The sequence below is a fragment of the Ruegeria sp. YTSC004 genome (assembly GCF_059609805.1).
The window spans coordinates 695327-719944 of sequence record NZ_JBXWMJ010000001.1; the positions used below are offsets into that span (position 1 = coordinate 695327).

Sequence of the window (24618 nt, forward strand, 5' to 3'; positions counted from 1 at the left end):
CGTCTTTTGAAGCCTCGTACATTCGCATGCGGCGTAAAGCCGGTTGGTTGTAGAAAATGGATCGGTCAGATTCAGCCGCCTTTAGACCCCCCCGGGTCTCAATATTCCCGTATGCAACACCGGCAAAGTTTTCTACGCCACATATTTGCCATATTTCCTTTCAGTTGATACGGTCGCAAAAAAGGCGAATGCCGGTGGCCAAGATAGAGCAGCAGTCAAAATATTCTAAGAGCGTCGCAGCGCTCACCGTGCCAGAGTCCCTAAAGGGCAAACGCGGAGGGCTGTTCTATTTGCTTTGCGAAATGGAGCGAGCTCGGCTTATGAGACTGTACGGGCCGAACTTCGAAGACATCATCACAAAGTCGCCCTCGCACCAGGGCTCAAACAACGGTCGATTGGTCAGTATGCTCTCGGTCGACGAGTTCATATTTTTCTAGCAATCAATGCCTGGCAGTTGCGTTGTTCGAAAAGTTAAGAATCGCGTCTTGTGACCGGGTCCCTGCAGCCTCAGATTACACCCCAAATAATTGCAGGATACCTAGCTTGGGTTTCGTTCTTTACGATGAAACGGCCGCAGGTCAATGAGGAAATGGCAGGGGCAGCAGGGTTCGAACCCGCGACCTACGGTTTTGGAGACCGTCGCTCTACCAACTGAGCTATACCCCTAAGGTGCGCTTCAAATATGCCAGCCGCGCAGCGGACTCAAGAGGCTTTTTTAGATTCCGCGCGACTAATGCATCCGACAAACAAGTTGCGTGCAGCGTTTAGTTCTATAAGACACGGTTTGGTCAGTACGAGGGACCCAATCCGTGAGTATCCGCAAAAAGATCGCCGACAGCGAAGCCGTTTTGAACTGGGCCGCGCGCCGCATCGCAAGTTATATCCGGATGGTCAATCGCAACACCAAATGGAAGCGCATCGGATACGAAGAACTGGACCAACTGGCCGAACAAGGTGAGCCGGTGATCGTGGTGCTGTGGCACCAAAGGCTGGCGCAGTCGCCGTATTTCTTCCCGCTGGACAAAGGGCGCATCTGCTCGATCACTTCGTCTGCGCGGGCCGGCAGTATGGTAGGTCGGGTGCAGAAACTATTCGGCATGGACACCATCGCCATGGCCAGCAAACACAAGAGCAACGTTGCCGTCTCGCGAGAGGTGATCGGTAAGATCAAACAAGGGATTTCCATCGGCATCGCTGCTGACGGACCACGTGGGCCTGAGCGTGTGCTTTCCACGGTGCCATTGGTTTGGGCGCGCACGTCTGGCAAACGAATCTTCGGGATCACCTTTTCGGCACAATATGGCAGCGAAGCGGGTACATGGGATCGCCTGTTGATGCCCCGCCCCTGGCGGAACACGGGAGTCTTTCTATGCCGCGAGTGGACTGAGACCGTGCCGCGCAAAGCATCAGAAGAGCAAATCGAAGAGCTGCGCCAAAGCCTTGAGCAGCATATGAACGATATCACTGCCGAAGCCGACCGCATGGTCGGGCGCGAACCGTGGTCGCCAGAGGCCTAACCGCCCCTTAACCGCTGCATCAGGTACACTTCGCTGCCTTCAGGGATTGGCTCGGTCAACCCTGTGGCGATAACGCGGCCGTCAATTGCGATTGACACGCCGGCATCAATAGGGCCTTGAAGCTGTGGGTGGGCCAGCACTAGTGCGCGTAACAAGTCCCCGGTCGTCTTGGCTTCAACCTCGACGACCTGCTGGCCCCCGGTCAATGACCGGAGGCCTGACCAGAGATGAACCTCAACCATCGTCCTTGAGCGCGGCCAGAATGCGCGGCGGTGACATCGGTAACTGACGCATGCGCACGCCAGCCGCATGGGACACGGCGTTGGCAATGGCGGCCAGAGGCGGCACGATGCCGGTCTCGCCGACGCCTCGTACACCGAAGGGATGACCGGGGTTGGGCACTTCGACAATCACCGTGTCGATCATCGGCAGGTCACTGGCGACGGGGATGCGATAGTCGAGGAAGATCGAGTTCTGCAGGCGACCGTCATCGCCGTAGATATACTCTTCGTTCAGCGCCCAGCCGATGCCTTGCGCGGCACCGCCCTGATACTGCCCTTCCACATAGGTCGGGTGAATCGCCTTCCCGGCATCCTGAATGACCGTGTAGCGAGTGATCGAGGTCTTACCGGTTTCCGGATCAACCTCGGCATCAACGATATGAGTGCCAAACGACACACCTGCGCCTTCCGGGGTCGCCTCAAAGTGGCCTGAGATCGGACCGCCGGTCGAACCCATATGGGCCGTGATATCGGCCAACGGCCTCGGATCGAAATCACCGGCATTGGGGCCCGAGGGCACCGCACAGCCGTTTTCCCATTTGACTGCGTCCGTCGGAATTCCCCAGCTGGCCGCCGCACGTTCGCACAGTTTTTCGACTGCGTGTTTGGCTGCTTTGATGGTCGCCAGACCGGAGGCGTACGTCACGCGAGAGCCGTGGCTGACGTCGTTGTACCCAAGCGTCGCTGTATCGGCGATGGTCACCCGGATGTTTTCGTAGGGAATGCCCAGCACCTCAGCCGCCATCAGCGCCATTGAAGCGCGCGAGCCGCCGATGTCCGGCGTACCGACCATCAACTGGGCCGAACCGTCCTCAGACAGAGATAGCGAGACCGAAGTTTCACCACCGTGGTTAAACCAGAACCCGCAAGAGATGCCGCGCCCCTGCCCTGGCTTCAGCGGGGCTGAGTAATGCGGATGCGCCTTGGCGGCTTCCAACGTCTCAACCAGACCGATGCGCTCATAACGCGGGCCGTAGCTGGCCTTTGTGCCTTCATACGCCGCATTTTTCAGGCGTACATCGACAGGATCAAGGTCCAGCTTTTTGCACAGCTCATCAATCACCGACTCAACGGCAAATGCCCCCATTGGTGCACCGGGTGCACGGTAGGCTGCCTGTTTCGGTCGGTTGGCCATAACGTCATAGCCAACCTGTTTGACGTTGGTCAGATTGTAAGGCGCAAAGGCACACATGGCGGTCATATCGCCCGGCGCGCCCGGAAACGCGCCACCTTGCAGGCGGAACACGCCCTGCGCGGCCGAGATGGTACCGTCCTTCTTCATGCCGATCTTGATGTCCATCGACGCCGAGGCCGTCGGGCCAGTTGCCCGGAACACTTCGGACCGGGTCATCACGAGTTTGACCGGGCGGTTGGCCTTTCGGCTTAGCGCCAGTGCAACGGGTTCAATGAACACAGTCGTCTTGCCACCAAAGCCGCCGCCAATTTCGGACGCTGTTACGCGCAGCTGTGCGGTCTCAATCCCCAACAGCGCCGCACAGGTTTTCTGCGCGATCCAGTGGCCCTGGGTCGTGCACCACAGCTCACCCTTGCCATCATTGCCCAACATACCCAAACAGGCGTGCGGCTCGATGTAACCCTGATGGGTCGCCTCAGTGACAAAGCTGTCTTCGATGACCAGATCGGCCTCGGCAAAGCCAGCCTCGACATCACCGTGTCCGCTTTCGTGGTACCGCACGACGTTTGGATGCATTCCTTCAGGAACTGAATAGTCCGCGGCACCTTCGCGAATGACCGGAGCATCCGAGGCCATCGCCTTGTCCACATCGGTGACGTGGGGCAACACCTCGTATTCGACCTCGATCAGCTTGAGCGCATCGCGCGCTGCCAGCGCCGACGTGGCCGCAATGGCCGCTACAGCGTGGCCGTCATACAGTGCCTTTTCGCCTGCCATGACGTTTTCCAGAACATTCCAGAATTCGCCTTCCAGACCCGGTTTGAACGGGACGTCGGCAAAGTCCGCACGAGTCACGACGGCTTTGACGTCCTTATGCGCCTGGGCCTTCGAAGCGTCGATTTTCACGATCCGCGCATGGGCATGGGGCGAGCGCAGGATCGCGCCGTGTAGCATGCCGGGTGCCGAGATATCTGCCCCGAACTTCGCGCGGCCCGTAACCTTGTCCAATCCGTCGGGACGGTTCGGTCGGGTGCCAACGAAAGTAAATTCCGATTTGCGATCGTCCAGTGCCATTACGAAGCCTCCCGCAGCTCTTCCGCCGTTTCCATGACGGCACGAATGATTTTGTCATAACCGGTGCAGCGGCACAGGTTCCCTGCCAGCCAGTACCGGGTTTCTTCTTCTGTCGGGTTGGGGTTCTTTTCCAACAGAGACTTGGCCGCGACCAAAATGCCCGGTGTGCAGATGCCGCACTGAAGCGCGGCGTGTTCGATAAACTTCTGCTGCAGCGGGTGCAGAACGTCGCCATCCGCGATGCCCTCGACCGTTTCGATCTGCTTGCCATCGGCCTCTACCCCCAGCATCAGGCAGGAACAGACCAGGCGCCCGTCGACCGAGACGGAACACGCGCCGCAGTCACCAGTACCACAGCCTTCTTTCGCGCCGGTCAGGTTCAGCTTGTCGCGCAGACAGTCCAGCAGGGTTTCGCGCGGGTCGCAGAGGTATTCAACCGAGTCGCCGTTTACAGTGGTGGATACGTGGAACTTGCTCATGCTTGTTCTCCCTTCGCACGGGCATAGGCGATTTTCGCGGCGCGCGTGGCAAGAACGCCAGCGACCTCGGTGCGGAACGCGATGGTGCCGCGCTTGTCGTCAATCGGGTTGCACGCAGCGGATGCCGCAGCAGCCAGCGCATCAAGCGCGGCATCGTTCAACGTACTGCCGATGATGGCCTTCGCGCAGTCTTCAACCAGTAGAACGGTCGGGGCGACAGCACCCAGCGACACGCGGGCTTCGGTAACAGTGTCGCCGTCCAAACGCAGGTTCACCCCTACGCCGACAACAGCAATATCCATCTCGGTGCGTGGTATGAACCGCAGATAGGCGTCGCCGCCGTCCTCACCTCGTGCAGGGATATGGACAGCCGAGACAAGCTCACCCTTGGCCAGCGATGTCTTGCCAGGGCCGGTCGGGATATCTTCGACAGCAACTTCGCGATCGCCACCCGGGCCTGTCACGGTAACGGTCACTCCGGCGGCGACCATAGCAGGCACGGAATCCGCCGCAGGAGAGCCATTGCAAAGGTTCCCGGTCAGCGTTGCGCGCCCCTGCACTTGGGTTGATCCGATCAGGTCCATCGCCTCGACCACACCGGGCCAATCCCGGCCCAGTTCGGGGTGCTCGCTCATTTCTGCACCGGTGGCAGCGACTCCCAGCGTCCAGCTGCCATCTGCATTGCTGTTGATGTCGCTCACGCCATCAATCTTTTTGATGTCGATCAGCGTGTCGGGTGTCACCAGTTCCGAGCGCAGCTGCACCAGTACATCGGTGCCTCCTGCAAGAAACCGGGTAATGCCCGTCGCATTCGCGGCCAGAGCCGACGCCTCGGCAAAGCTGGCGGGGCTGTGATAATCCATGAAAATACCTCGCACCTGTTGATCAGGATTCACTGGGGTTCGCAGGGGACGTTAGTGCAGCTACCCCACGGCGTCCATGGCTGGAACGACCAATTTTTGTGTTTATCGAAGTCGTTTTCAGACCTCAGATCAGAGGTCGAGTTCGATCACACCGTCAGGTTCAGCCGCACGGCTTTGACACAAGATGATCGCGCCCTCGCGCTGTTTGTTGGACAGAACGAAATCACGATGCTCAATATCGCCGGAAACCACTCCGCATTTGCAGACGCCACATATACCGTCGGCGCATTTAACATCCACGTGAATACCCGCCTCGTTCAATACCTGAGCGGCATCTTTGCCTTCGGGGACGGTCAGTTCCCTGCCCGATTTTGCCAGCTTCAACGTGAAGGGATGGTTTTCATACTCCGGCTGTTCCGGAACTGAGAAATACTCCAGGTGCCGCGCCTCTTCGGGAAATCCCTGACTGTCGGCCGCTTGTATGACACCGTCCATGTAGCGATCCGGTCCGCAGGTATAGACGTGCCACCCTTCCTGATACCCCGACAAGACGGCATCCAGATCGGCGCGTGTTCCTTCATCTGAGAAATGAAAATGCACATGGTCGGCCCAGGGCATCGCCGCCAGATCGTCCAGGTACCCAGCCCCAGCGCGGGTGCTGGCGGAATAGTGTAACGCGAACGGCTTGCCCAAGCTGTGCAACCGATGAGCAAATGCAATCATCGGGGTGATGCCGATCCCGCCGCCCATCAAAAAAGTCTTTGTTGCGCTCTCATCCAGTTCGAAATGGTTGATCGGATTCGAGATAAAGACCTTGCGCCCTTCGCTGAAGATTCGATGCAACAGGGCCGAACCGCCGCGTCCTTCATCCTCGCGCAGAACGCCGATCTGATAGACTGACCCGTCCGATGGGTCCCCCGACATTGAGTACTGGCGCAGAAACTCAGGCGCGACCAGCACATCCAGATGCGCCCCGGCGGTCCAATCCGGTAAAGGCGCACCATTCAGGGCCGAGAATTCATACTTGGTCACATCCGCCGTCATCTTGTCGACCTTGGTCAGCGCAACCCGCATCACCGGCGCATCGCCCGCGATCGAGTAACGATGCACGATCGACGTATCCCCTTCTGCCTTGCGGTTTTTGTATTCTTCGGCTGACACCATCGCCTGATAGGCCGCAATCCCGGCCTCGCGGTCCATCGCAAAGGGATATGGCCACGGATGGGGGGCCAGATAGGCGGGATAGACGGCTAATGTCTGATCGTCGTACTTCAGGTCCAGATCTGTCTGCAGGTCACGCCGGTTCAGCGGGTGTTTCGTCGGACGATAGGCTCCGTCCGTTTGCAATTCGATATCCCACCACCATTTCTTGGTGTCGTTCAATCCGCCATTACCCACGGCATCGTCCAGTTTCGCCAATGCCGGCGCGGCTTTCGGGATGTTTATCGCGGCCCAGCGGAACGGGCGTTCCTTGAAGATACCCTCAAGGTTCCACGGGCACGTCTTCATGCAACGCCCGCACATCGCTCCGCCGGGGGTGGTCACGCGATAGGTCGCACATTTCTGACTGTCGGATTTCCAGATCTCATAGCCGTTGAACATGAGTTTTGGCCCTGCGGTGATTGCCCCTGAAGGGCATTCGCGCGCGCATTTGTTGCAGCTTTCGCAGAAAGTCTGCAGGCCAAAATCAATCGGTTTGTCGTGCTCTATCGGCATGTCGGTCGTCACCGCGCCAGACTTGAGCCGGGGCCCGAGATAGGGGTTCAGGATGACCTCACCAATCCGGCTGACCTCGCCCAATCCGGACAGAAGCAAAAGCGGCGGCTGAAGCACCTCGCCATCCATGACCGTATGCGCCTTGGCTTTGTAACCCAGGTTGCGGATCTGCTGCGCGATTACACCGCCCAACAGCGAAAACCGCAGATAGGCGCGCATCGACTGGGCAACTGCGATCCAGTCGTCGCCACTGGACCCCTCCATGGTTTCATAGCCTTGATCGATGATCACGCTGATGGCTTGATCATGGGGCGGGTTGATCTCTTCTCCGGTCGCGTCGTGAGAGTACCACGCCCATTCCGGGCAACGGCTGAGGCCCACGGCATCGCCTCCAATGAAATAGGTCGCGGCCTTGATATTCGCGGCATTTCGGGCGGCATCGGTCGGGCGCGAGCCATCTGCGCTGTCGCCATCCTGCAATAGCACAAATGCGCCCAGTGAACGGCGCTGGGCGAAACTGGGGGCGGCCTTGCGCACATAATGCCCCCCCCTGGCTGCATCCTGCAGCGGTTTGCCCATATCCCCGAATTGTGCGCGGGCAAACATGTCGGCGCGTTTGGGAACGCGGGCCACGTTTTCTTCGTCGATGTAGGTCGTCGGGTCCTCGATGCGCTTAAGTTTCTCGAACGGATGCGCCCCGTCCACGTAGCGTCGTTTGGCGTAAGCATCCCGGTTCAGCGCGTTCTTGGCGAACCCCGTTCCCAGCCACCACGCCGGACCCTGAGTGCGAAACCACGGTTGCTGCGCCAAGGATTGCAGCGGTCGATCATGCGCAATCTCCATCTCGGTTGTAACAGCTGCCAGGCCAAACCGCGTACCTAGCCACGGCACGACAACATCGCCATCCTCGACCGAGGCCAAACCAGCCGCCACCGCCAGTTTTCCAAGATCAACCTCAGAGGACATCGCGGTATGCGCCCGCGCATCGAACCCCAACAACCGGATGTAATTGGCAATCACCACCGCATTTTCGGTCGCCAGCAAACAGGAACGGTGGTCCTGCGCATCCATGATCCATTCAGAGCCGGGCTCATCCGGGTTCGGATCACGGTTGTGTTCATAGACAAAGACGATGGCGTGGCGGTGGGTGTCCATCGGCTTGGGGGCCGCCTCCATACTTTCCTTAAGGTCGGCCATAATGACATCAATACCCGACGCCAGCGTCTTGGTCTGCCGGGTCTTCAGCGCATGGGCCAGTCGATCTAGGTCGGGGTTACGACGCGGCTGGGGCAGCATCGCCTCGGCAGGCAAAGGCCCGCACCCCATCATCGACGCGTCATTGAAATAGCCAAAGGCCTTCAGGTGATGCGCCCGCGCGCTCGGATCAGCCGGGATTTCAGAGGGCACAGCATTCACGAACCCATCACGAATAGCGTCCATCATCGCCTGAAACTCACCCATTGCGTTGACGATGCTTTCAGGCTGATCCGGCCGGTGAAAACTGAGTACGGGCATCGGCGGCACGGCAGACAGGTCCGGCACAACGCTCTGACGTGCCAGCCGCTCTGACGGATAAGGCCCCATGTGGACCGGCCGGTTCTTGTCCGAGAAAAAGCGGATCCCCATCGTGCGCCTCCTGATTTCTAGGTCTCACCTAATGCGGCGTGGACAGTAAATCCATTCATGAATAATCATAAGCGGTATGAGCAAAACAGATTTCATGGATCTGGATGGCAAAGTCCTGAGGGTCTTTCTGACCATTCTCGAAGAAAACTCGGTATCCAAGGCCGCAGATCGGCTTGGCGTGACGCAATCGGCCATCAGCCACACCCTGTCCAAACTTCGGGTGGTTCTGGGCGATCCGTTATTTATCAGATCAGGGCAAGGTCTGACCCCTACTGAGCGCGCCTTGTCCCTGAAAGACCCCGTGCAGCAGGTTCTGGACAATATGCGCGCACTGACCGAGGACCGCCCGTTCGACCCGCTGTCCGAAGAGATGGTCTTTCACATCGCCACAAACGACATGCCGAGGGAATTGATTTTCCCGCAATTGCTGCAAAAAGTACGGACCGAAGGCGTGCGGCTAGGGTTGGGGTTTATCCCATCAGGTGTTCCAGACCCTGAGCTGCTGCGCAGCGATCGGTGTCAATTGATGCTGACACCTTTGCCGCCGGATGGACCGGACATCTTTCAAAAGCGCATCCTCAGCAGTCCGTTGATGATCTACTATGATGGCACACGACGATCTCCTCCGGACAGTTGGGAAACCTATTGCGAAACCGAGCATGTCGAAGTGCGCTTTGCCGATGGCCGCAGCTCGCGCGCTGTTATGCGGGGTGTCGATCAAAACCAGATCAGGCCACCGACGGTTACCCTGCCGCATTTCAATGCCATTACCTCATTTGTGAAAGGCGGCGACCTGATTTCAACCGATACGGCGTTGATGAAACACGGGCCGCTACATGCGTTGGATTGTGCACCTCTGCCCTTCGCGTGCGACCCTGTCTCTATCTACATGGTCTGGCACCAAAGATCATCCAACGACCCGGCACATCGCTGGTTGCGTGACAGGATCGAAGCCATCGCGGCGACGCTTCAGGATTGAGACAGCAACCAGTCTTTCATCACTGCGACCAGCGCGGGTTGGCGTGGCTGTTTAGGTGTCACGATGTAAAAGCCCAGGTCCTCGACCAGCTCGTCCGGGATCGGGCGCACCAACTGACCGGCGGCCAACTGGGCAGAAACAAGCGGTTCGTTAGCAAGCGCAACGCCCTGGCCCGACACGGCTGCATCGATGGCAAGGCTGGTCTGGCTGAAACTCATCATCTTCGGCTTGCCGGTGATCCCTGCCCGCTGCAGGAACAAAGGCCACAGCCCATGGGTGTCGTTCAGCAGAGTGTGCTTTGTCAGGTCAGCAGGATGCGCAATCCTGGCCGCCATCTCAGGACCGCAAACCGGAACGAATGTTGTAGAAAACAGAGGCACTGCGACCACCCCCGGCCCAAAAGGCGCGCGCCCTTGCCGAACAGCAATGTCGACACCGTCCCCCTGGAAATCCGCCAGCCGTTCCCGCGCGTCGACCTGCACGGCAATATCAGGGTGGTGCCGCGTAAAGTCCTGAAGACGGGGAACCAGCCATTTCGAGGCAAAGCTGGGCGTGACTGAGATAGTAATTTGTCTGTCCCCAGAAAGATCCTCGACGGCCTCTTCGATCAGTCGGAAGGCCCGGCGCAAGGGCGCATAGAACCTGCGCCCGGCCTCGGTCAGCGCGAGGCCACGCGGCAGGCGGTCAAAGAGCGTCACAGCCAATCGCGCCTCAAGTCCGCGTACCTGCTGGGCGACAGCACCTTGGGTGACGCCCAGGTCCTCGGCAGCCATGCGAAAGTTCAGATGGCGCGCCGAAGCTTCGAAAGCCCGCAAGGCGTTCAGAGGGGGAAGAGCCACCATCGTAGCACCCTGTAGTTTTTCTACATCATAAGGCCAGCAGAACTGATTGGTCAATCAGATTGCCAAAGCGCATCTTCATGCCATCAATGAATGGAGAAATCACATGACCAAAGTGGCGCTGATAACAGCGGGCGGCAGCGGAATGGGCGCAGATTCAGCCCGACGTCTGGCCGCAGATGGATTTAAGGTAGGTATCCTGTCGTCTTCGGGCAAGGGTGAGGCGCTGGCGCACGAACTGGGTGGCGTTGGTGTGACCGGGTCAAACCAGTCGACGGATGATCTGCAAAAACTGGTCGATACCGCGATGACTCATTGGGGGCGCATCGACGTGCTGGTCAACTCGGCCGGTCACGGACCGCGCGCGCCAGTGCTGGAGCTGACGGACGAGGATTGGCACACCGGTATGGACGTCTATTTCCTGAACGCCGTCAGACCAACCCGGCTGGTGACACCTATTATGCAGAAGCAAGGTGGTGGATCGATCATCAACATTTCGACCTTCGCCGCGTTCGAGCCCGACCCTGTCTTCCCAACCTCGGGCGTGTTCCGCGCAGGTTTGGCCGCTTTCACCAAGCTGTTCTCGGATCATTACGCGGCTGACAACATCCGGATGAACAACGTCTTGCCAGGGTTCATCGACAGCCTGCCAGAGAAAGAGGAATTCCGCGCGCGCATCCCGATGGGCCGCTATGGACGCAGCTATGACGAGATCGCCTCGGTCGTGGCGATGCTTGCGTCAGAAGGCGGCGGCTATATCACCGGTCAAAACATCCGGGTTGATGGCGGCATCACCCGCGCGGTCTGAGGTCAGAACCGCGCTTTTACAAAATGAGTCAGCGCCGCGCCGGTTTCAAAATAGGCGCGGCGTAGCCCTATCCACTTTTCCTGATACTCTGGGACTGCGGGCACCGGCAAAAGGCTTGGATCGTCCTGCAACAGACTTTGGGCAACAAGGCGGCCAAAGACAGTGCCTGGCCCGATTCCACGCCCCGAAAATCCATGAACGGACAGAGCATTGGGACCGATCTGCGTAATCTTCGGGATGTGGTCCGACGTCATGGCGATGCGGCCATGCCACCCTTCGACCAATGGCTGATCGGCCAGTTGCGGATACAGCTGTGCCAGTTTGCGCTTGATCCAGCTCTTGTGAATCCCGCCGCCTGCTTGATCCAGATCACCCATGGCACCGATGATAAACCGCCCCTCTTGATCCATTCGGAACGAGGTCATGATCAGGTCTGTGTCCCAGCACCCCTCATCCCCCGGCAAAACGCTAGCGCGCAGATTGTCCGACAATGGGGCCGTGGCATATTGGAAATAATAGACTGGTACATAAGCGGGGGCCGATGCGGTCAGATCACGGTGATAGGCATTGGTCGCCTGAATGACCCATTTGGCGCGCACCGTGCGCCGAGCAGTCTTCAACACCCAGATTCCATCCATTTGCTGCATGGACTGAACCGGGTCTTGCGTGGAAACTAACGCGCCAGCCTCAACCCCGGCACGCGCCAATCCACGCACATATGCCAATGGCTGGATGGTTCCGGCGCGCGGATCGAACAGGGCGCCACCAAAGGCCGCACTGCCGGTGCGTTGGGCTGTCAGTTCTGCAGACAGCAACTCAACCGGTGCGCCAGCAGCGCTGAGTTGCGCATGGCGGACCTGCAGGTCCCGGAGGCCCGCAGCCGAATGCGCACAGTGTAGAGTTCCGTTGCGCACAGGTTCACAGTCTATCCCATGCTGGTCGATCAGGCTGAACACCTCTGATGGAGCAGCAGCCAAAAGGTCAACCAGCCGATCCCCAACCATGTCACCCAGATGCGCGCGAATCTCAGCGGGCGGCAACCACAGCCCCGCATTCGCCAGCCCGACATTGCGGCCCGAGCCACCGTGACCGATGTCATGCGCCTCAAGCAGACAGACCGAAGCACCAGCCTTGGCCGCGGTCAGCGCCGCAGAACAGCCGGTATAACCACCACCGATCACCGCCAGATCAACAGTGAAATCACCGGTCGAAACACTGGGTTCGACATGTTCACGGCATGTGTTCAGCCAAAGGGACTGGTTGTGGTCGCTCATGTCGCGCTCCTTGAAATTGCGCGGATCATCAGGGCAGTGTCAGCCGGTTGCAAGCGCTCTTTGATCCTCGCGCCCCATGGCGATCAGGAAGGGTTGCGCATCCTGTTTCGCTTGAAAATCAGCCTTGTTACCCATGCCCCGCCAGTTCGCCAGAACAAGAGATTGCGCCACTGCGCCACCTAAGGTCGCACCGGGGCCGGTAACAATGAACACGTCTGGCGCGAACTCATGCGCGGCGGTCTGGATCGCACGGGTAAAGTCATAGGGTTCGGTCACTTGGTGGCCCAGGGTATAATCCCAAAGCGCATGCGTATCCGTCGCACCCGGCCACCAAACCTTTCCGCGACCGTCGATCAGGGGGCGTTCAGGCTGTCCGAACAAGTCCGCTCCCAAACGCGCACGCCCTTCGGCAGCGACCGGTGCCTGCAAGGATGTGTGAAACGCGGCATGGTTTGGCAGACGCATCGGGAAACGGTCCTGCACGGCGGGTTGCGACGCCTCGAACGCCTTCAGCCCCATTTCATTGCCTGCCAGAACCAGCATTCCGCCCAGTTCAATGGACAAAGCAAGATCATGATCCTGAATTGCGTTGATGCGCGCCACATCTGCCAACAGCTCGGTCTTGCGCGCGGCGTCGTCCGCCCAATCATCGGCAACATAGGGGTAAACCAATTGACCGCCGATCAGGTGATCCTGCATCAGTGTTCCCATCGTGTTCACGACGCGAAACCCGTCCTCAGGCGACAACGCCCCGGCAGCGGCCAATGCAATGTACCACCCCATCGAGTTCCCGGTGACCGCGACCACTTCGATATCATCGGCCTGCGATTGCGCGTCCGCCAGCGAAGCTGCGTAGATGAGTGGTGAGGCAATGTCGCCTTTTGAATACTTGGAAACTGTGAACCGCGCTGCGCCATCCAATGCAGTAACGGCCTCTTGCCCTGCTTCGGCACGTATCGCGTCGAAGCGCCTAAACATCGCAGTCCGCTGCGCGTGGTGGCGATGCAGATAGCCAAGCTCGGGCTTGTTGTATGTACCCCGACCGGGGCAGATCACGACAGCTGTGCGGGTCATGAGCGGCCCCCCGTCAGTTTTAGCGCAGCGGCGAGAATCCCCTCTTTCGACGGCAGCGGAGCAGCATAAGCGGGGCCAGTGGCGATAAAACAATCTTCGGCCACGACGCGCGCGCTAGGGGTAGAGGGACTGTTTTCGGTGAAAAAGGTCATCAGCGCCTCGGACTGGCTGCCAGTACGGCGGCACTCGTCGACGATCAGGACGTGTTTGCAACCCTTTGTGGCCTGACGCAGAGCCTCAATCGGGAGAGGTGCCAGCCAGCGCATGTCGATGATACGGGTTTTCACGCCCGCTGCCTCCAACTCGGGCAGAGCCTGTTTCGACAGGTAATGCCCGTTTCCATAAGTGACCATGGCCAGATCTTTACCCTCGCCATGCACGCCAACCTCACCCAGCGCGATACTCTGGTCAGGCGACGGGTACGCCGTCATCCAACCTGCGTCCTTTGCATCGTGCAGATCGCGCATCGGATAAAGGGCAATAGGTTCCAGAAAGACCACGACCCGCTGTTCTTCGCGCGCCAGCCGTACGCATTCGCGCAGCATCTTAGCCGCATCTGCGCCTGTCGACGGGCATGCAATGATCACGCCGGGAATGTCGCGCAGGACAGCCAGCGAGTTGTCATTGTGGAAATGGCCGCCGAACCCTTTCTGATACCCAAGCCCCGCGATGCGCAGAACCATCGGGTTAGTGAACTGCCCGTTCGAGAAAAAGGGCAGGGTCGCGGCCTCGCCCCTGATCTGGTCCTCGGCATTGTGCAGATAGGCCAGAAACTGGATTTCGGGGATCGGAATGAACCCGTTATGCCCCATGCCAATGGCCAGTCCCAGAATGGACTGCTCATCCAACAGCGTGTCGATCACCCGGTCCGGGCCAAAGCGTTGCTGCAGTTTCTGGGTCACGCCATAGACGCCGCCCTTGCGGCCGACATCTTCGCCCATACAGACGACCTCGCCGTGTTCCAGCATCAGATCGGTCAGCGCCCAGTTGATCAGACGGCTCATGGGTTGCGGATCATCCATTGCCCGCATGTCGCCGCCAAAGGCCTTGGCGCGCGCTTCGGTACTGGGACCGTTGGTGGGCTTACAGATCCGCTTTGGCGGGATCAGGCTGGCCATAACCTCGGACGCATTGGCCAGATGCGGGCGGGTTGCGGCCTCCGCCGCGATGCGGTCCGTGCGGGCGCAGGTATCTTCGTAGTTTTTCAACGCCTGCTCCGGCGCCAACGCCCCGGCCTGTTCCAGCAAGCGCACCGAGTGCAGCAGGGGATCGTTGGCCTCGTCCGCCTCCACTTCGGATTTTGGTAGGTATGTAGTCGGCACATCAGCGCCTGCGTGTCCGTAAAGGCGGACGGTTTTCAGGTGCAGGAAGGCAGGTTTGCGGCGGGAGCGGACATACTCGGCGGCTTCCTTGGACACTGCGTAGGTCTCGTAGATATCCAGACCGTTGGCCTGAAAGTACTTGATCCCGGGGCGATGCTCCATCGACGCCTGTATCCAACCCTTGGGCGTTTTGACCGAGATTCCAATCCCGTTATCCTCACACACAAACAACAGCGGCAAAGGCGTCGACTGCACGCTGGTCCAGCCTGCGGTGTTGATCGCGCCCTGCGCGGTGGAGTGGTTGGCCGAGGCATCCCCGAAGGAACACATCGTAATCCCGTCCAAGGGCAGTTCACGGTGTTCAGGATCGCGTCTCCGCGCGGCGCCTAACGAATAAGCAGCACCCACAGCCTTGGGCAGATGGCTGGCGATGGTCGAGGTTTGCGGCGGGATGGTCAGCGCCTTTGAACCCAAAACCTTATGCCGCCCGCCCGAGGTCGGATCCTCTTTCGAGCAGGCAAAGCTCAGCAACATGTCCCACGCAATTTGCTGGCCCGGCACCTGCTCGGCCCGGGCGATCTGGAACGCCGCGTCGCGGTAGTGAAGAAAGGCAATATCGGTCGGACGCAATGCATGCGCCACGGCTGCCATCCCTTCGTGGCCGGATGATCCGATGGTGTAAAACCCCTGCCCCGCCTTCTGCATGGCCCGGCTGGTCCGGTCCAATGCACGGCTAAGGACCTGTGACCGGAACAGCGACACCGCATCGGTTCCGCTTAGCCCCGGCCTCGGGCTTGCGCCTTCGGGGAAGTCGCGCTTGGCGACCCGGGTCAGGAAATTCTCGTGAACGATCTGGGCGCGATCCATTGGGTGTCTTCCGGTCTTACTTAGTTACAACTTGGCGGTAGCGTCCGCGATACGGCGCATACCTTCTTGCTGGCTTTCGGTGGCATAGGCAAAAGAAAGCCGCAAATGCCCCGGCATCCCAAACGCGCGCCCCGGCACCAGCGCCACGCCCGCCTCATCCAGCAGATAGCGACAGAATTCATGGTCTGTGGGCATTTTCGCATGAGTTTTGGGAAAGACGTAAAACGCGCCATCCGGCACGGCACATTCCAGACCAGCGGCGTTTAGCCCTTCGACAACCAGATCGCGGCGCTCTCGCATTTCCCGACGGCGTTCTGCCAGCAAGCCTTGCGGCCCGTTGATGGCCTCCAATGCTGCAGCCTGGGCAATCGAACACGCCCCCGACGTGATTTGCCCCTGCACGGCAACCATCGCGTTGATCAACTCAGCAGGGCCAATTCCCCACCCGATGCGCCAGCCGGTCATGGAATAGGCCTTGGACACGCCGTTTACGATCAACGTTCGTTCCGCCAATTCGGGAACGGCCAGCACAAAGGGCGTGAAAGGCACAAAAGACAGGTGTTGATAAATCTCGTCAGAAATCACCCAGACCTGAGAATAGTTTTGCAATACCGCGCCCAGCGCCTGCAATTCCGCCTTGGAATAGACCGCGCCGGTCGGATTGGACGGCGAGTTCAGCAGCAGCCAACGCGTGCGCGGGGTGATCGCGGCCTCCAACTGATCCGGCGTCAGTTTGAATTTCTGCGTCGCCGGACAGCGGACGACTACGGGGACACCGCCAGCCAAACTGACCATATCCGCATAGCTTGTCCAGAATGGAGCAGCCATAATCACTTCATCACCAGGGTTCAGAGTTGCCATCATTGCGGAGGACAAAACCTGCTTGGCACCCGTCGAAACGATTACATTTTCGGGGCGCGCGCCAGCCTCAGTCGCAATCGCTGATCGCAAGGCGGGCGTTCCTGCCGTTGCGGGGTATCGCGTCTGCCCGTCAATAGCTGCGCGGTGGGCCGCCTTAACAACATGCGGCGGCGTTGGGAAATCAGGCTCACCTGTGCTGAGCGCAATCACGTCGGCACCCTGCGCGCGAAGACGCGCGGCCTGCTCTGAGATACGAACGATCTCTGACAGCTCAATGCCATTCAACCGGTCGGCGGGCTGAAACTCTTTAATACTGGTCGTCAGGTTCATTGGTCCACATCCACGCTGGAATCCACACCTCTGTATCGGGCTGGCGCGCTGCAATTGCCAGTGATATTCCGTGTGAAAGGTATGAGGATTAGTCATATGATTGCGCCCCGTCGGTTTCTTCCCTCGATCCCCTCTCTTCTGGCATTGGAGGCGGTTGATCGCCTCGGCAGTGCCTCGGCTGCAGCCGAGGAGCTGTCGCTAACCCAAAGCGCGATCAGCCGACAGCTGAAGTCCATGGAGGAACAACTGGGTGTCGCGCTTATCCAGCGCAATCAAATGCGATTGCACCTGACCTCCGCCGCGAAAGATTATGTTCAGGTGGCGCGCACAGCGCTGAACCAGATTGCGCTGGCGTCACTGAAACTGAAGGCCAACCCAACAGGCGGGTCGCTGAACCTGTCCATCCTGCCCGCCTTTGGAATGCACTGGCTGGCACCACGCCTGCAGGATTTTGCCCGTCGCCACCCCGAAGTGACTGTGAACCTGAGCACATGCCTCAAGCCGTTTGACTTCGAGACCGAACATTTTGATGCCGCCATCCACTTCGGCCAAAAGAACTGGCCGGGCGTCAACTACCTGCCGATCATGCGTGAAGATGTGGTTCCGGTCTGCGCTCCGGACCTATTGCCAGATCAGGAGCAGGACTTGAGCTGGCTAATGACGGCTCCCCTGCTGCATCTAGAGACTCGACCGGACGCTTGGGAGCGATGGTTTGCGGCACAAGGGCGTGACGTATCAGGGATGCGGGGAATGCTGTTCGATCAGTTCTCGACTATGGTGCAGGCCACGATCCACGGGTTGGGAGCGGCGCTATTGCCCAGCTATCTGATTGAAGACGAACTGAAAACCAAAAGGTTGGTTCCCGCATGGAACGGACCCCGCATCAGCCTTGGGCAATTCTTTTTGGTCTGGCCGCAGTCACGGCCGGAATCCGAACCGCTACGGTCGTTTCGGATATGGCTCCAAGGTCAGGTTGGCCAATTCTGATCCCAAACTGCGCAGCCTCCGGCCTTGCGTCCTGCGGACGGCAGAGGGGTCGGGCAGGTGCGGGCTGCGCCCGCACCTGCCCGACCCAACGGGAGGAGACGTTTTCCAAAAACGTTGACAACAGGCGGGAGCCCTTTGGGTGCGTTACTTATCCAGCGAGCGGGCGATCAATTCTTTCATGATCTCGTTGGTGCCGCCATAGATCATCTGCACCCGCGCATCCGCATAAAGCCGAGCGATCGGGTATTCCATCATGAACCCGTACCCACCGAACAGCTGAAGGCATTCGTGCATGATCTCGTTCTGCACTTCTGAACCCCAATATTTCACCATCGAGGCCGTCGCCGCATCCAACGTGCCCGCCTCAAGTTGTGCGATGCAGTCATTGACGAAACTGCGCAGAACTTCGGCTTTGGTTTTGCACTCAGCCAATTTGAAACGCGTGTTCTGAAAGTCCATAACGCGTTGGCCAAAGGCCTTGCGTTCCTGCGTATAACGCACTGTCTCGGCAATTGCGAAGTCGATCGCGCCCAACGCCATGATGCCGATGGTCAGGCGTTCCCAGGGCAGTTGCTTCATCATCTGATAGAAGCCCTGGCCTTCTTCTGGTCCGATCAGGTTCGTCATCGGAACCTTGACGTCTTCAAAGAACAGCTCGGCAGTATCGTTGGCCTTCATCCCCAATTTCTTGAGGTTACGACCCCGGCGAAATCCTTCTGCGCCTTCGGTTTCTACTGCGATCAGCGATACGCCCTTGGACCCTTGCGATTTATCCGTCTTTGCAGCCACCAGAATCAAATCGGCGGATTGGCCGTTGGTGATAAAGATCTTGGATCCGTTCAGGCGATAGGAATTTCCGTCCTTGTCTGCGGTGGTGCGAACGGACTGAACGTCCGAACCTGTTCCGGGCTCGGTCATGGCCAAAGCGCCAACCATTTCACCGGATGCCAAACGAGGCAGCCATTTGTGCTTTTGATCCTCGCTGCCATAGGCGTTCAGGTAATGGACAACAATCGACTGAATTCCAAAACCCCAACCCGAGTCACCGCGTGCGGCTTGCCCGTACATCGTGACCGCGTCAAATCCAATCCCACCGCCTACGCCACCATATTCCTCGGCAATAGCGCCGGCCATCAAACCCATATCCCCGGCCTTGTTCCAGAATTCGCGATCGACCATGCCGTTTTGGTTCCAGCGTTCGATATTGGGTACAAGTTCGTCGTCCATGAACCGGTTTGCCATTTCGGCAAACATCTGATGTTCGTCAGTGACCCAGTTGGCGGTTGGCTTGAATAGCGACATATAGGTTTCTCCCAAATCGAATTTCGATAAGGGTAGCGTTGGGCATCGCGCAAACCAACCCATCTACCGGATTGCTACGCAACGTCTTTTTCGTACAAGACCTTACGTTCACAGGTTTAAACCCGGTCAAGCCAGGGCATTATCCAGCAGAACCTGTGCCGCTGCCTTTGCATCTCGCGCAGGATCGCAGCTTTTTACCAGAACGGCCGTGACGATTGCGCCCTCTTGCAAGAGCAGCAGCTGGCATCCCAATGCCTCGGGATCACGTGCGCCTGCCTTGCGGGCCAGATCGGTGAGAAATTCGAGCATCAGATGCTTGTGTTCGGCTGCTTGCACATGGATCGGGTGATCTTGTTCCTGATACTCTGCGCCCGCTTTGATGAACATGCATCCGCGAAAGCTGTCCTCCTTGAACCATTCGCCCAGCACATCAAAACTGGCGATCAGCCGTTCGGCAGGTGTATCGGCTAGCTCATCTACGCGTTGCAGGAACCATTTGCGAAAGTTCTCATCCCGCAACTGTAAAGCCGCCAGGATCAGCTCTTCCTTGGTACGGAAATGTTTGTACATCGACGTTTTCGACACGCCCGTCTCGACCACTAACTTGTCCATGCCGGTGACGTGAAATCCGTCACGATAGAAGACCTGCAATGCCTTGCGGACCAGCTCGTCACGTTTGTTCGGGCGCATCTGTCAGCTCCTGTATGTACTGATCGGTACATAATACACTGCAGCGATGGCTGCAACAGACACAACCTAACCTGCTGTTTTCACTTACTCTCCTTAGGAGACGAAAAATGTTAGTTCAAATAAATCCAACTCAACACTTGAAAAAGGTTACCGATCTGTACACATTCACGGCACAGTGTACCGATCAGTAAATTTAGGAGCGAACATATGAGACCCCGCACCAGACCTCTCTCGCACCAGTACATCCCCCTTCTTTTGACCATCGCCTTGATGGCGGCTTCTCTGACCTGAAAGACCCGCGCATGAACCGTCCTCCGCTGCCCCCGTTCACCCTGGAAACCGCAACGCAAAAAGTGCGATTGGCAGAAAACGCCTGGAACAGCCGTGATGCGGATGTCGTGACCCCGGCCTATACCGAAGACAGCCAGTGGAGAAATCGGGCAGAATTCCTAAGCGGCCATGCAGACATCCATGCCTTTCTGACACGCAAGTGGCACAAGGAACTGGACTATCGGTTGACCAAAGAGTTGTGGGCCTATTCCGGTGACCGCATTGCGGTTCGTTATGCTTATGAATGGCGTGACGACAGCGGCCAGTGGTTCCGGTCTTATGGCAACGAAAACTGGCAATTTGCCGAAGATGGTCGAATGGCCGAACGGCACGCGTCGCTGAACGACCTGCCGATTGCGGAAACCGAACGTCTGTTTTTCTGGCCGCAAGGCCCCCGTCCCGACGATCACCCCAGCCTGTCCGATCTGGGACTTTGAAAGGAATACTCATGCCCCGCGCCTTTTCCGAACTGACCTTCACACCTGCCGTCCGAGCCCATCAGGAACGGATGGGATCTGCCAAGACCTATGCCAAATTCATCGAAAGTGGCCCGCAGCAAGGTCATGAAATCGGCGAGCCTGAAAAGGCCTTTATCGAAGCGCGGGATGGGTTCTATCAATCCACCGTGTCCGAAACGGGTTGGCCATATGTGCAATACCGTGGCGGACCGACCGGGTTTCTCAAAGTTCTGGGACCGCAGACAATCGGTTATGCCGACTTTTCGGGCAACAAACAGTATATCTCGCGTGGTAACCTAGATGGTAATGACCGGATTGCAATGATCCTGATGGATTACGCCAATCGGCGGCGACTGAAAATTCTTGGCCGGGTCGCGTTCACCGAGGGCGAAGATGCCACAACCAGCCTATATCCTGACGGTGCCGATGCCCCGGCTGAACGCGCCGTGATCATCCGGGTCGAAGCGCTGGACTGGAACTGCCCGCGCCACATCACGCCCCGCTTTACCGAGGCCGAGCTTCGCCCACATCTGAACTCGCTAGGGCAGCAATTGGCGCAACTTCAGGCCGAAAATGACAGATTGAAGCAAGAGTTGGCAAAACGGTCCTGACCCAACAGCGCCTGATGAACCTCTCGAACCAGGACTTTGCCCATGTCGCGATCTTCATTGAATATGGCCGGTTTCATTCTTGTAGGCATCGCGCTGACCACGGCCGCAGTGTCGCTTGCGTTCTTTGCCTCACCCGAGGCCGTCAGATCGCCGCCACCGGATACCTACAACTCTCTCTTGCTAGAAATGTTTGCGAACAGGTGACGCCGACGCGCGGGTTGCAAAAAAGAAAATCCGCGATACCTCTTGACCTTCCCGTGACTGGAACCCCCATTTGGAGGGCAGATAACACATCGGGACGAGTCGCATGGCTACGCCGCAAACAACACAACTCAAAATCTCGGGCATGTCCTGCGCGTCCTGCGTGGGGCGTGTAGAAGCCGCATTGCAATCGGTGCCAGAAGTGATCGATGCCTCGGTCAACTTCGCGACCGAAACGGCGCAGGTCACACATACCGGGCCGGTCAACGCACTGACTGACGCCCTGAGCAACGCCGGCTACCCAGCGGCCAGCAAGCAGACGACCCTGAAAATTGGCGGGATGACCTGCGCCTCGTGCGTGGCAAAGATCGAGAACGCGCTGACCGCTGATTCTGCGGTCGTCGACGCACAAGTCAATCTTGCGACCGAAACCGCTGTGGTCACGTTTATCGACGGGGCCACCGACTCGCAAAAGCTGGCCGGTTTGTCTGAGGCAGCAGGATACCCTGCGCGCGTGGCAGACAGCATGACGGCCGACCAAACAGACCACACGAAATCCGACGAAGCGCATGCGCTGACCCGCACGACGATCTTCGCAGCGGTATTGGCTCTGCCAGTATTCATTCTGGAAATGGGCGGGCATATGATCCCTGCCTTCCACCATTGGGTCCAGGCCACAATCGGCACGCAAACCAGCCACCTCATCCAGTTCGCACTGACCTCGGCCATACTGATTGGCCCCGGGCGCGTGTTCTACGCCAAGGGTATTCCGTCACTGATGCGCGGATCGCCCGATATGAACGCGCTGGTCGCCTTAGGAACGGGGGCCGCCTATTTGTTTTCCGTCACCGCAACCTTCGCCCCGCAGATCCTGCCGCAGGGTAGCGCCAATGTGTATTTCGAGGCCGCCTCTGTCATCGTGGTTCTCATACTGCTGGGCCGGGTAATGGAAGCGCGCGCCAAAGGCCGGACCGGGGCCGCGATCCGCAAGCTGGTTGGGCTGCAGCCCAAAACAGCGCGGGTCGAACAGGACGGAAATTTCATTGATCGCCCCATCGCCGACATAACAGTAGGCGATACCCTGCAGATCCGCCCGGGCGAACGAGTTCCCGTGGATGCCGAGGTTCTGGACGGCACCTCTTATGTGGATGAAAGCATGATCACGGGCGAACCGGTGCCGGTGGGCAAATCGCCATCGGATCAGGTCGTTGGCGGTACGGTGAATGGCACCGGAGCGCTGCGGGTACGCGCAACGCGCGTTGGTGCCGATACGGTACTGGCGCAGGTCATCCACATGGTCGAACAGGCGCAGGGGGCGAAGCTGCCGATCCAAGGGCTGGTCGACCGGATTACTGCGCGATTTGTGCCCGTTGTGATGGCTGTTGCGCTGCTGACGATTGTCGTTTGGTTGTTCGTTGGCCCAGAACCAGCTTTGCCATTGGCGCTGGTCGCCGGTGTCTCAGTTCTGATTATCGCCTGCCCCTGCGCCATGGGCCTTGCGACACCAACCTCGATCATGGTCGGCACCGGCCGCGCGGCAGAATTGGGTGTGCTGTTCCGCAAAGGCGATGCGTTGCAGCAGTTGCAACAAGCTAAGGTGGTCGCACTGGACAAGACCGGAACACTCACGTTGGGTCGGCCGGAACTGGAGAGTGTTACGACTGCAAACGGCTTTGACCGCGACAGTGTTCTGCGTTTGGCCGCCGCCGTCGAGGCAAGGTCAGAGCATCCCGTTGCCACTGCCATCACTCGTGCCGGACCATCTGAATTGCCCAAGGTATCAGAATTTGAGTCTCTCACGGGGCTGGGAGTTCGGGCTGTGGTCGAGGGGCATAAGTTGCTGATCGGTTCGGCCAGATTGATGGAACAGAACGACATAACCGTCAGGGACCTGATGGCCGAGGCCAACCAGCGCGCCGAAGAAGGCGCAACCCCTTTGTTTGTCGCCATCGACGGTCAGGCCGCTGCAATGCTTGCGGTCGCGGACCCGATCAAGCCCGGCACTGTGCAGGCGCTTGGGCGGTTGCACGAAATGGGGCTAACTTTGGCGATGGTGACAGGCGACAACGCCCGGACGGCGCAGGCTCTGGCGGACAAGCTGGGCATTGATCATGTCACAGCCGAAGTGCTGCCCGATGGTAAGCTTGCCGCGATCAATGCGCTGCGCGACACGTTTGGTGCACTGGCCTTTGTCGGGGATGGCATCAACGATGCCCCGGCACTGGCTTCGGCGGATATCGGCATCGCCATCGGAACCGGCACAGACGTAGCGATTGAAACTGCGGATGTCGTGCTGATGTCGGGCGATCTGCGCGGCGTCGCAAACGCGGTCGAGATCAGCCGCAGAACCATGCGCAACATCAAGCAGAACCTCGGTTGGGCGTTTGGCTACAACATCTTGCTCATTCCGGTTGCCGCAGGTGTTCTTTACCCCTTTGGCGGCCATCTGCTGTCCCCAGCGCTCGCCGCTGGGGCCATGGCATTGTCCAGTGTTTTCGTGGTCTCGAATGCACTGCGTTTGCGGCGCGTCCGGGCCAGCCTGCCTGACACCCCGCAAGGCCATGCAACGCAAACGGTGACCTCATGAATATCGGCGATGTTTCAAGCCAGACCGGCCTACCCGCCAAGACGATCCGGTATTACGAAGATATCGGCCTGGTAAAGCCCCTGCGCGATGACAACGGATACCGCAGGTTTCGCAGTCAGGACGTGCACAAACTGAATTTTCTGGGCCGCGCCCGCGCCTTGGGATTCACGATCGAGGATTGCCGGACGCTGATGGCATTGTACGAGGACGAAACCCGTGCCAGCGCCGATGTCAAAAAGGTGGCCCGCGCGCATATGGCTCAGATCGAAGCCAAGATCGCTGACCTGAACGCCATGCGGGACACTCTGAGCCATCTGATCGACGCTTGCGCAGGGGACGACAGACCCGATTGCCCGATCCTACAGGATTTGGGCGGCAAAGCGTGACGCGGGGTTGCCCTTTGGACG

At 58.8% G+C, this 24618-nt stretch carries 21 protein-coding genes and 1 tRNA gene; 9 read left to right on the top strand and 13 right to left on the bottom strand.

The window, feature by feature from the left end; genetic code table 11:
• Positions 1–590: 590 nt before the first annotated feature.
• A tRNA-Trp gene (locus AC2FFP_RS03420) sits at positions 591–666 on the bottom strand.
• 143 nt (positions 667–809) lie between these two features.
• Between AC2FFP_RS03420 and AC2FFP_RS03425 the strand changes: the two genes are divergently transcribed.
• Positions 810–1517: a lysophospholipid acyltransferase family protein gene (locus tag AC2FFP_RS03425; RefSeq protein ID WP_496768887.1), complete on the top strand. Its 708-nt coding sequence runs from the start codon at positions 810–812 to the stop codon at positions 1515–1517.
• Here the strand turns inward: AC2FFP_RS03425 and AC2FFP_RS03430 are convergent.
• From AC2FFP_RS03430 to AC2FFP_RS03450, 5 genes are all read right to left on the bottom strand, one after another.
• Positions 1514–1759, bottom strand: a complete 246-nt coding sequence (locus AC2FFP_RS03430; RefSeq protein WP_170559220.1) for a MoaD/ThiS family protein — start codon at positions 1757–1759, stop codon at positions 1514–1516. The genes AC2FFP_RS03425 and AC2FFP_RS03430 overlap by 4 nt on opposite strands.
• Positions 1752–4007, bottom strand: a complete 2256-nt coding sequence (locus AC2FFP_RS03435) for a xanthine dehydrogenase family protein molybdopterin-binding subunit (RefSeq protein WP_496768889.1) — start codon at positions 4005–4007, stop codon at positions 1752–1754. Before AC2FFP_RS03435 ends, AC2FFP_RS03430 begins: the two co-directional genes overlap by 8 nt.
• Positions 4007–4486: a (2Fe-2S)-binding protein gene (locus AC2FFP_RS03440; protein ID WP_058278395.1), complete on the bottom strand. Its 480-nt coding sequence runs from the start codon at positions 4484–4486 to the stop codon at positions 4007–4009. The genes AC2FFP_RS03435 and AC2FFP_RS03440 overlap by 1 nt, the downstream gene beginning before the upstream one ends.
• Positions 4483–5349, bottom strand: a complete 867-nt coding sequence (locus AC2FFP_RS03445) for an FAD binding domain-containing protein (protein WP_496768893.1) — start codon at positions 5347–5349, stop codon at positions 4483–4485. The genes AC2FFP_RS03440 and AC2FFP_RS03445 overlap by 4 nt, the downstream gene beginning before the upstream one ends.
• 129 nt (positions 5350–5478) lie before the next feature.
• Positions 5479–8691 carry a reductive dehalogenase gene (locus tag AC2FFP_RS03450; RefSeq protein ID WP_496843759.1) on the bottom strand — a complete coding sequence of 1071 codons (3213 nt, stop codon included), beginning with the start codon at positions 8689–8691 and terminating at the stop codon, positions 5479–5481.
• 76 nt (positions 8692–8767) lie between these two features.
• Here AC2FFP_RS03450 and AC2FFP_RS03455 point away from each other — a divergent pair, with 76 nt between their 5' ends.
• Positions 8768–9670, top strand: coding sequence for a LysR family transcriptional regulator (locus tag AC2FFP_RS03455; RefSeq protein ID WP_282170990.1), 903 nt, complete (start codon positions 8768–8770; stop codon positions 9668–9670).
• Here the strand turns inward: AC2FFP_RS03455 and AC2FFP_RS03460 are convergent.
• On the bottom strand, positions 9661–10566 hold the full coding sequence (locus AC2FFP_RS03460; protein ID WP_496880710.1) for a LysR substrate-binding domain-containing protein: 906 nt from the start codon (positions 10564–10566) through the stop codon (positions 9661–9663). The two genes, AC2FFP_RS03455 and AC2FFP_RS03460, sit on opposite strands and share 10 nt — an antisense overlap.
• A gap of 49 nt (positions 10567–10615) precedes the next feature.
• On the opposite strand from AC2FFP_RS03460, the gene AC2FFP_RS03465 reads away from it, so the two are divergent.
• Entirely contained in the window at positions 10616–11317 is a 702-nt protein-coding gene (locus tag AC2FFP_RS03465; RefSeq protein WP_496723882.1) for an SDR family oxidoreductase, read from the top strand.
• A 2-nt stretch (positions 11318–11319) separates the two neighbouring features.
• Here AC2FFP_RS03465 and AC2FFP_RS03470 read toward each other — a convergent pair whose 3' ends face one another.
• Genes AC2FFP_RS03470 through AC2FFP_RS03485 form a run of 4 tightly spaced genes read right to left on the bottom strand, consistent with a single transcriptional unit; the run spans position 11320 to position 17045 of the window.
• Entirely contained in the window at positions 11320–12591 is a 1272-nt protein-coding gene (locus AC2FFP_RS03470) for an NAD(P)/FAD-dependent oxidoreductase (RefSeq protein ID WP_496768899.1), read from the bottom strand.
• A 39-nt stretch (positions 12592–12630) separates the two neighbouring features.
• Entirely contained in the window at positions 12631–13665 is a 1035-nt protein-coding gene (locus AC2FFP_RS03475; RefSeq protein ID WP_496768903.1) for an ACP S-malonyltransferase, read from the bottom strand.
• Positions 13662–15854, bottom strand: coding sequence for a dehydrogenase E1 component subunit alpha/beta (locus AC2FFP_RS03480; protein WP_496768905.1), 2193 nt, complete (start codon positions 15852–15854; stop codon positions 13662–13664). The genes AC2FFP_RS03475 and AC2FFP_RS03480 overlap by 4 nt, the downstream gene beginning before the upstream one ends.
• A 24-nt stretch (positions 15855–15878) precedes the next feature.
• Positions 15879–17045, bottom strand: a complete 1167-nt coding sequence (locus tag AC2FFP_RS03485) for a pyridoxal phosphate-dependent aminotransferase (RefSeq protein WP_496880711.1) — start codon at positions 17043–17045, stop codon at positions 15879–15881.
• A gap of 96 nt (positions 17046–17141) precedes the next feature.
• Between AC2FFP_RS03485 and AC2FFP_RS03490 the strand changes: the two genes are divergently transcribed.
• A complete protein-coding gene (locus AC2FFP_RS03490; RefSeq protein ID WP_496843762.1) occupies positions 17142–18032 on the top strand; it encodes a LysR substrate-binding domain-containing protein in 891 nt (296 codons plus the stop codon).
• A gap of 144 nt (positions 18033–18176) precedes the next feature.
• Here AC2FFP_RS03490 and AC2FFP_RS03495 read toward each other — a convergent pair whose 3' ends face one another.
• A complete protein-coding gene (locus AC2FFP_RS03495) occupies positions 18177–19334 on the bottom strand; it encodes an acyl-CoA dehydrogenase family protein (RefSeq protein ID WP_108859173.1) in 1158 nt (385 codons plus the stop codon).
• Between the two features lie 126 nt (positions 19335–19460).
• A complete protein-coding gene (locus tag AC2FFP_RS03500) occupies positions 19461–20024 on the bottom strand; it encodes a TetR/AcrR family transcriptional regulator (RefSeq protein ID WP_496768913.1) in 564 nt (187 codons plus the stop codon).
• Positions 20025–20326: 302 nt separating this feature from the next.
• On the opposite strand from AC2FFP_RS03500, the gene AC2FFP_RS03505 reads away from it, so the two are divergent.
• The 5 genes from AC2FFP_RS03505 (at position 20327) to cueR (ending at position 24597) form a co-directional block, all read left to right on the top strand.
• The gene (locus tag AC2FFP_RS03505; protein WP_496725361.1) at positions 20327–20791 is read left to right on the top strand and encodes a nuclear transport factor 2 family protein; all 465 of its coding nucleotides are present in this window, start codon (positions 20327–20329) and stop codon (positions 20789–20791) included.
• An 11-nt stretch (positions 20792–20802) separates the two neighbouring features.
• Positions 20803–21423 (top strand): pyridoxamine 5'-phosphate oxidase family protein, encoded by a 621-nt coding sequence (locus tag AC2FFP_RS03510; RefSeq protein ID WP_496880712.1) that lies wholly within the window; start codon positions 20803–20805, stop codon positions 21421–21423.
• Positions 21424–21465: 42 nt separating this feature from the next.
• A complete protein-coding gene (locus tag AC2FFP_RS03515) occupies positions 21466–21627 on the top strand; it encodes a hypothetical protein (RefSeq protein ID WP_472722960.1) in 162 nt (53 codons plus the stop codon).
• Positions 21628–21730: 103 nt separating this feature from the next.
• Positions 21731–24211: a heavy metal translocating P-type ATPase gene (locus tag AC2FFP_RS03520; protein ID WP_496880713.1), complete on the top strand. Its 2481-nt coding sequence runs from the start codon at positions 21731–21733 to the stop codon at positions 24209–24211.
• A complete protein-coding gene (gene cueR, locus AC2FFP_RS03525; protein WP_058275308.1) occupies positions 24208–24597 on the top strand; it encodes a Cu(I)-responsive transcriptional regulator in 390 nt (129 codons plus the stop codon). The genes AC2FFP_RS03520 and cueR overlap by 4 nt, the downstream gene beginning before the upstream one ends.
• Positions 24598–24618: the final 21 nt, after the last annotated feature.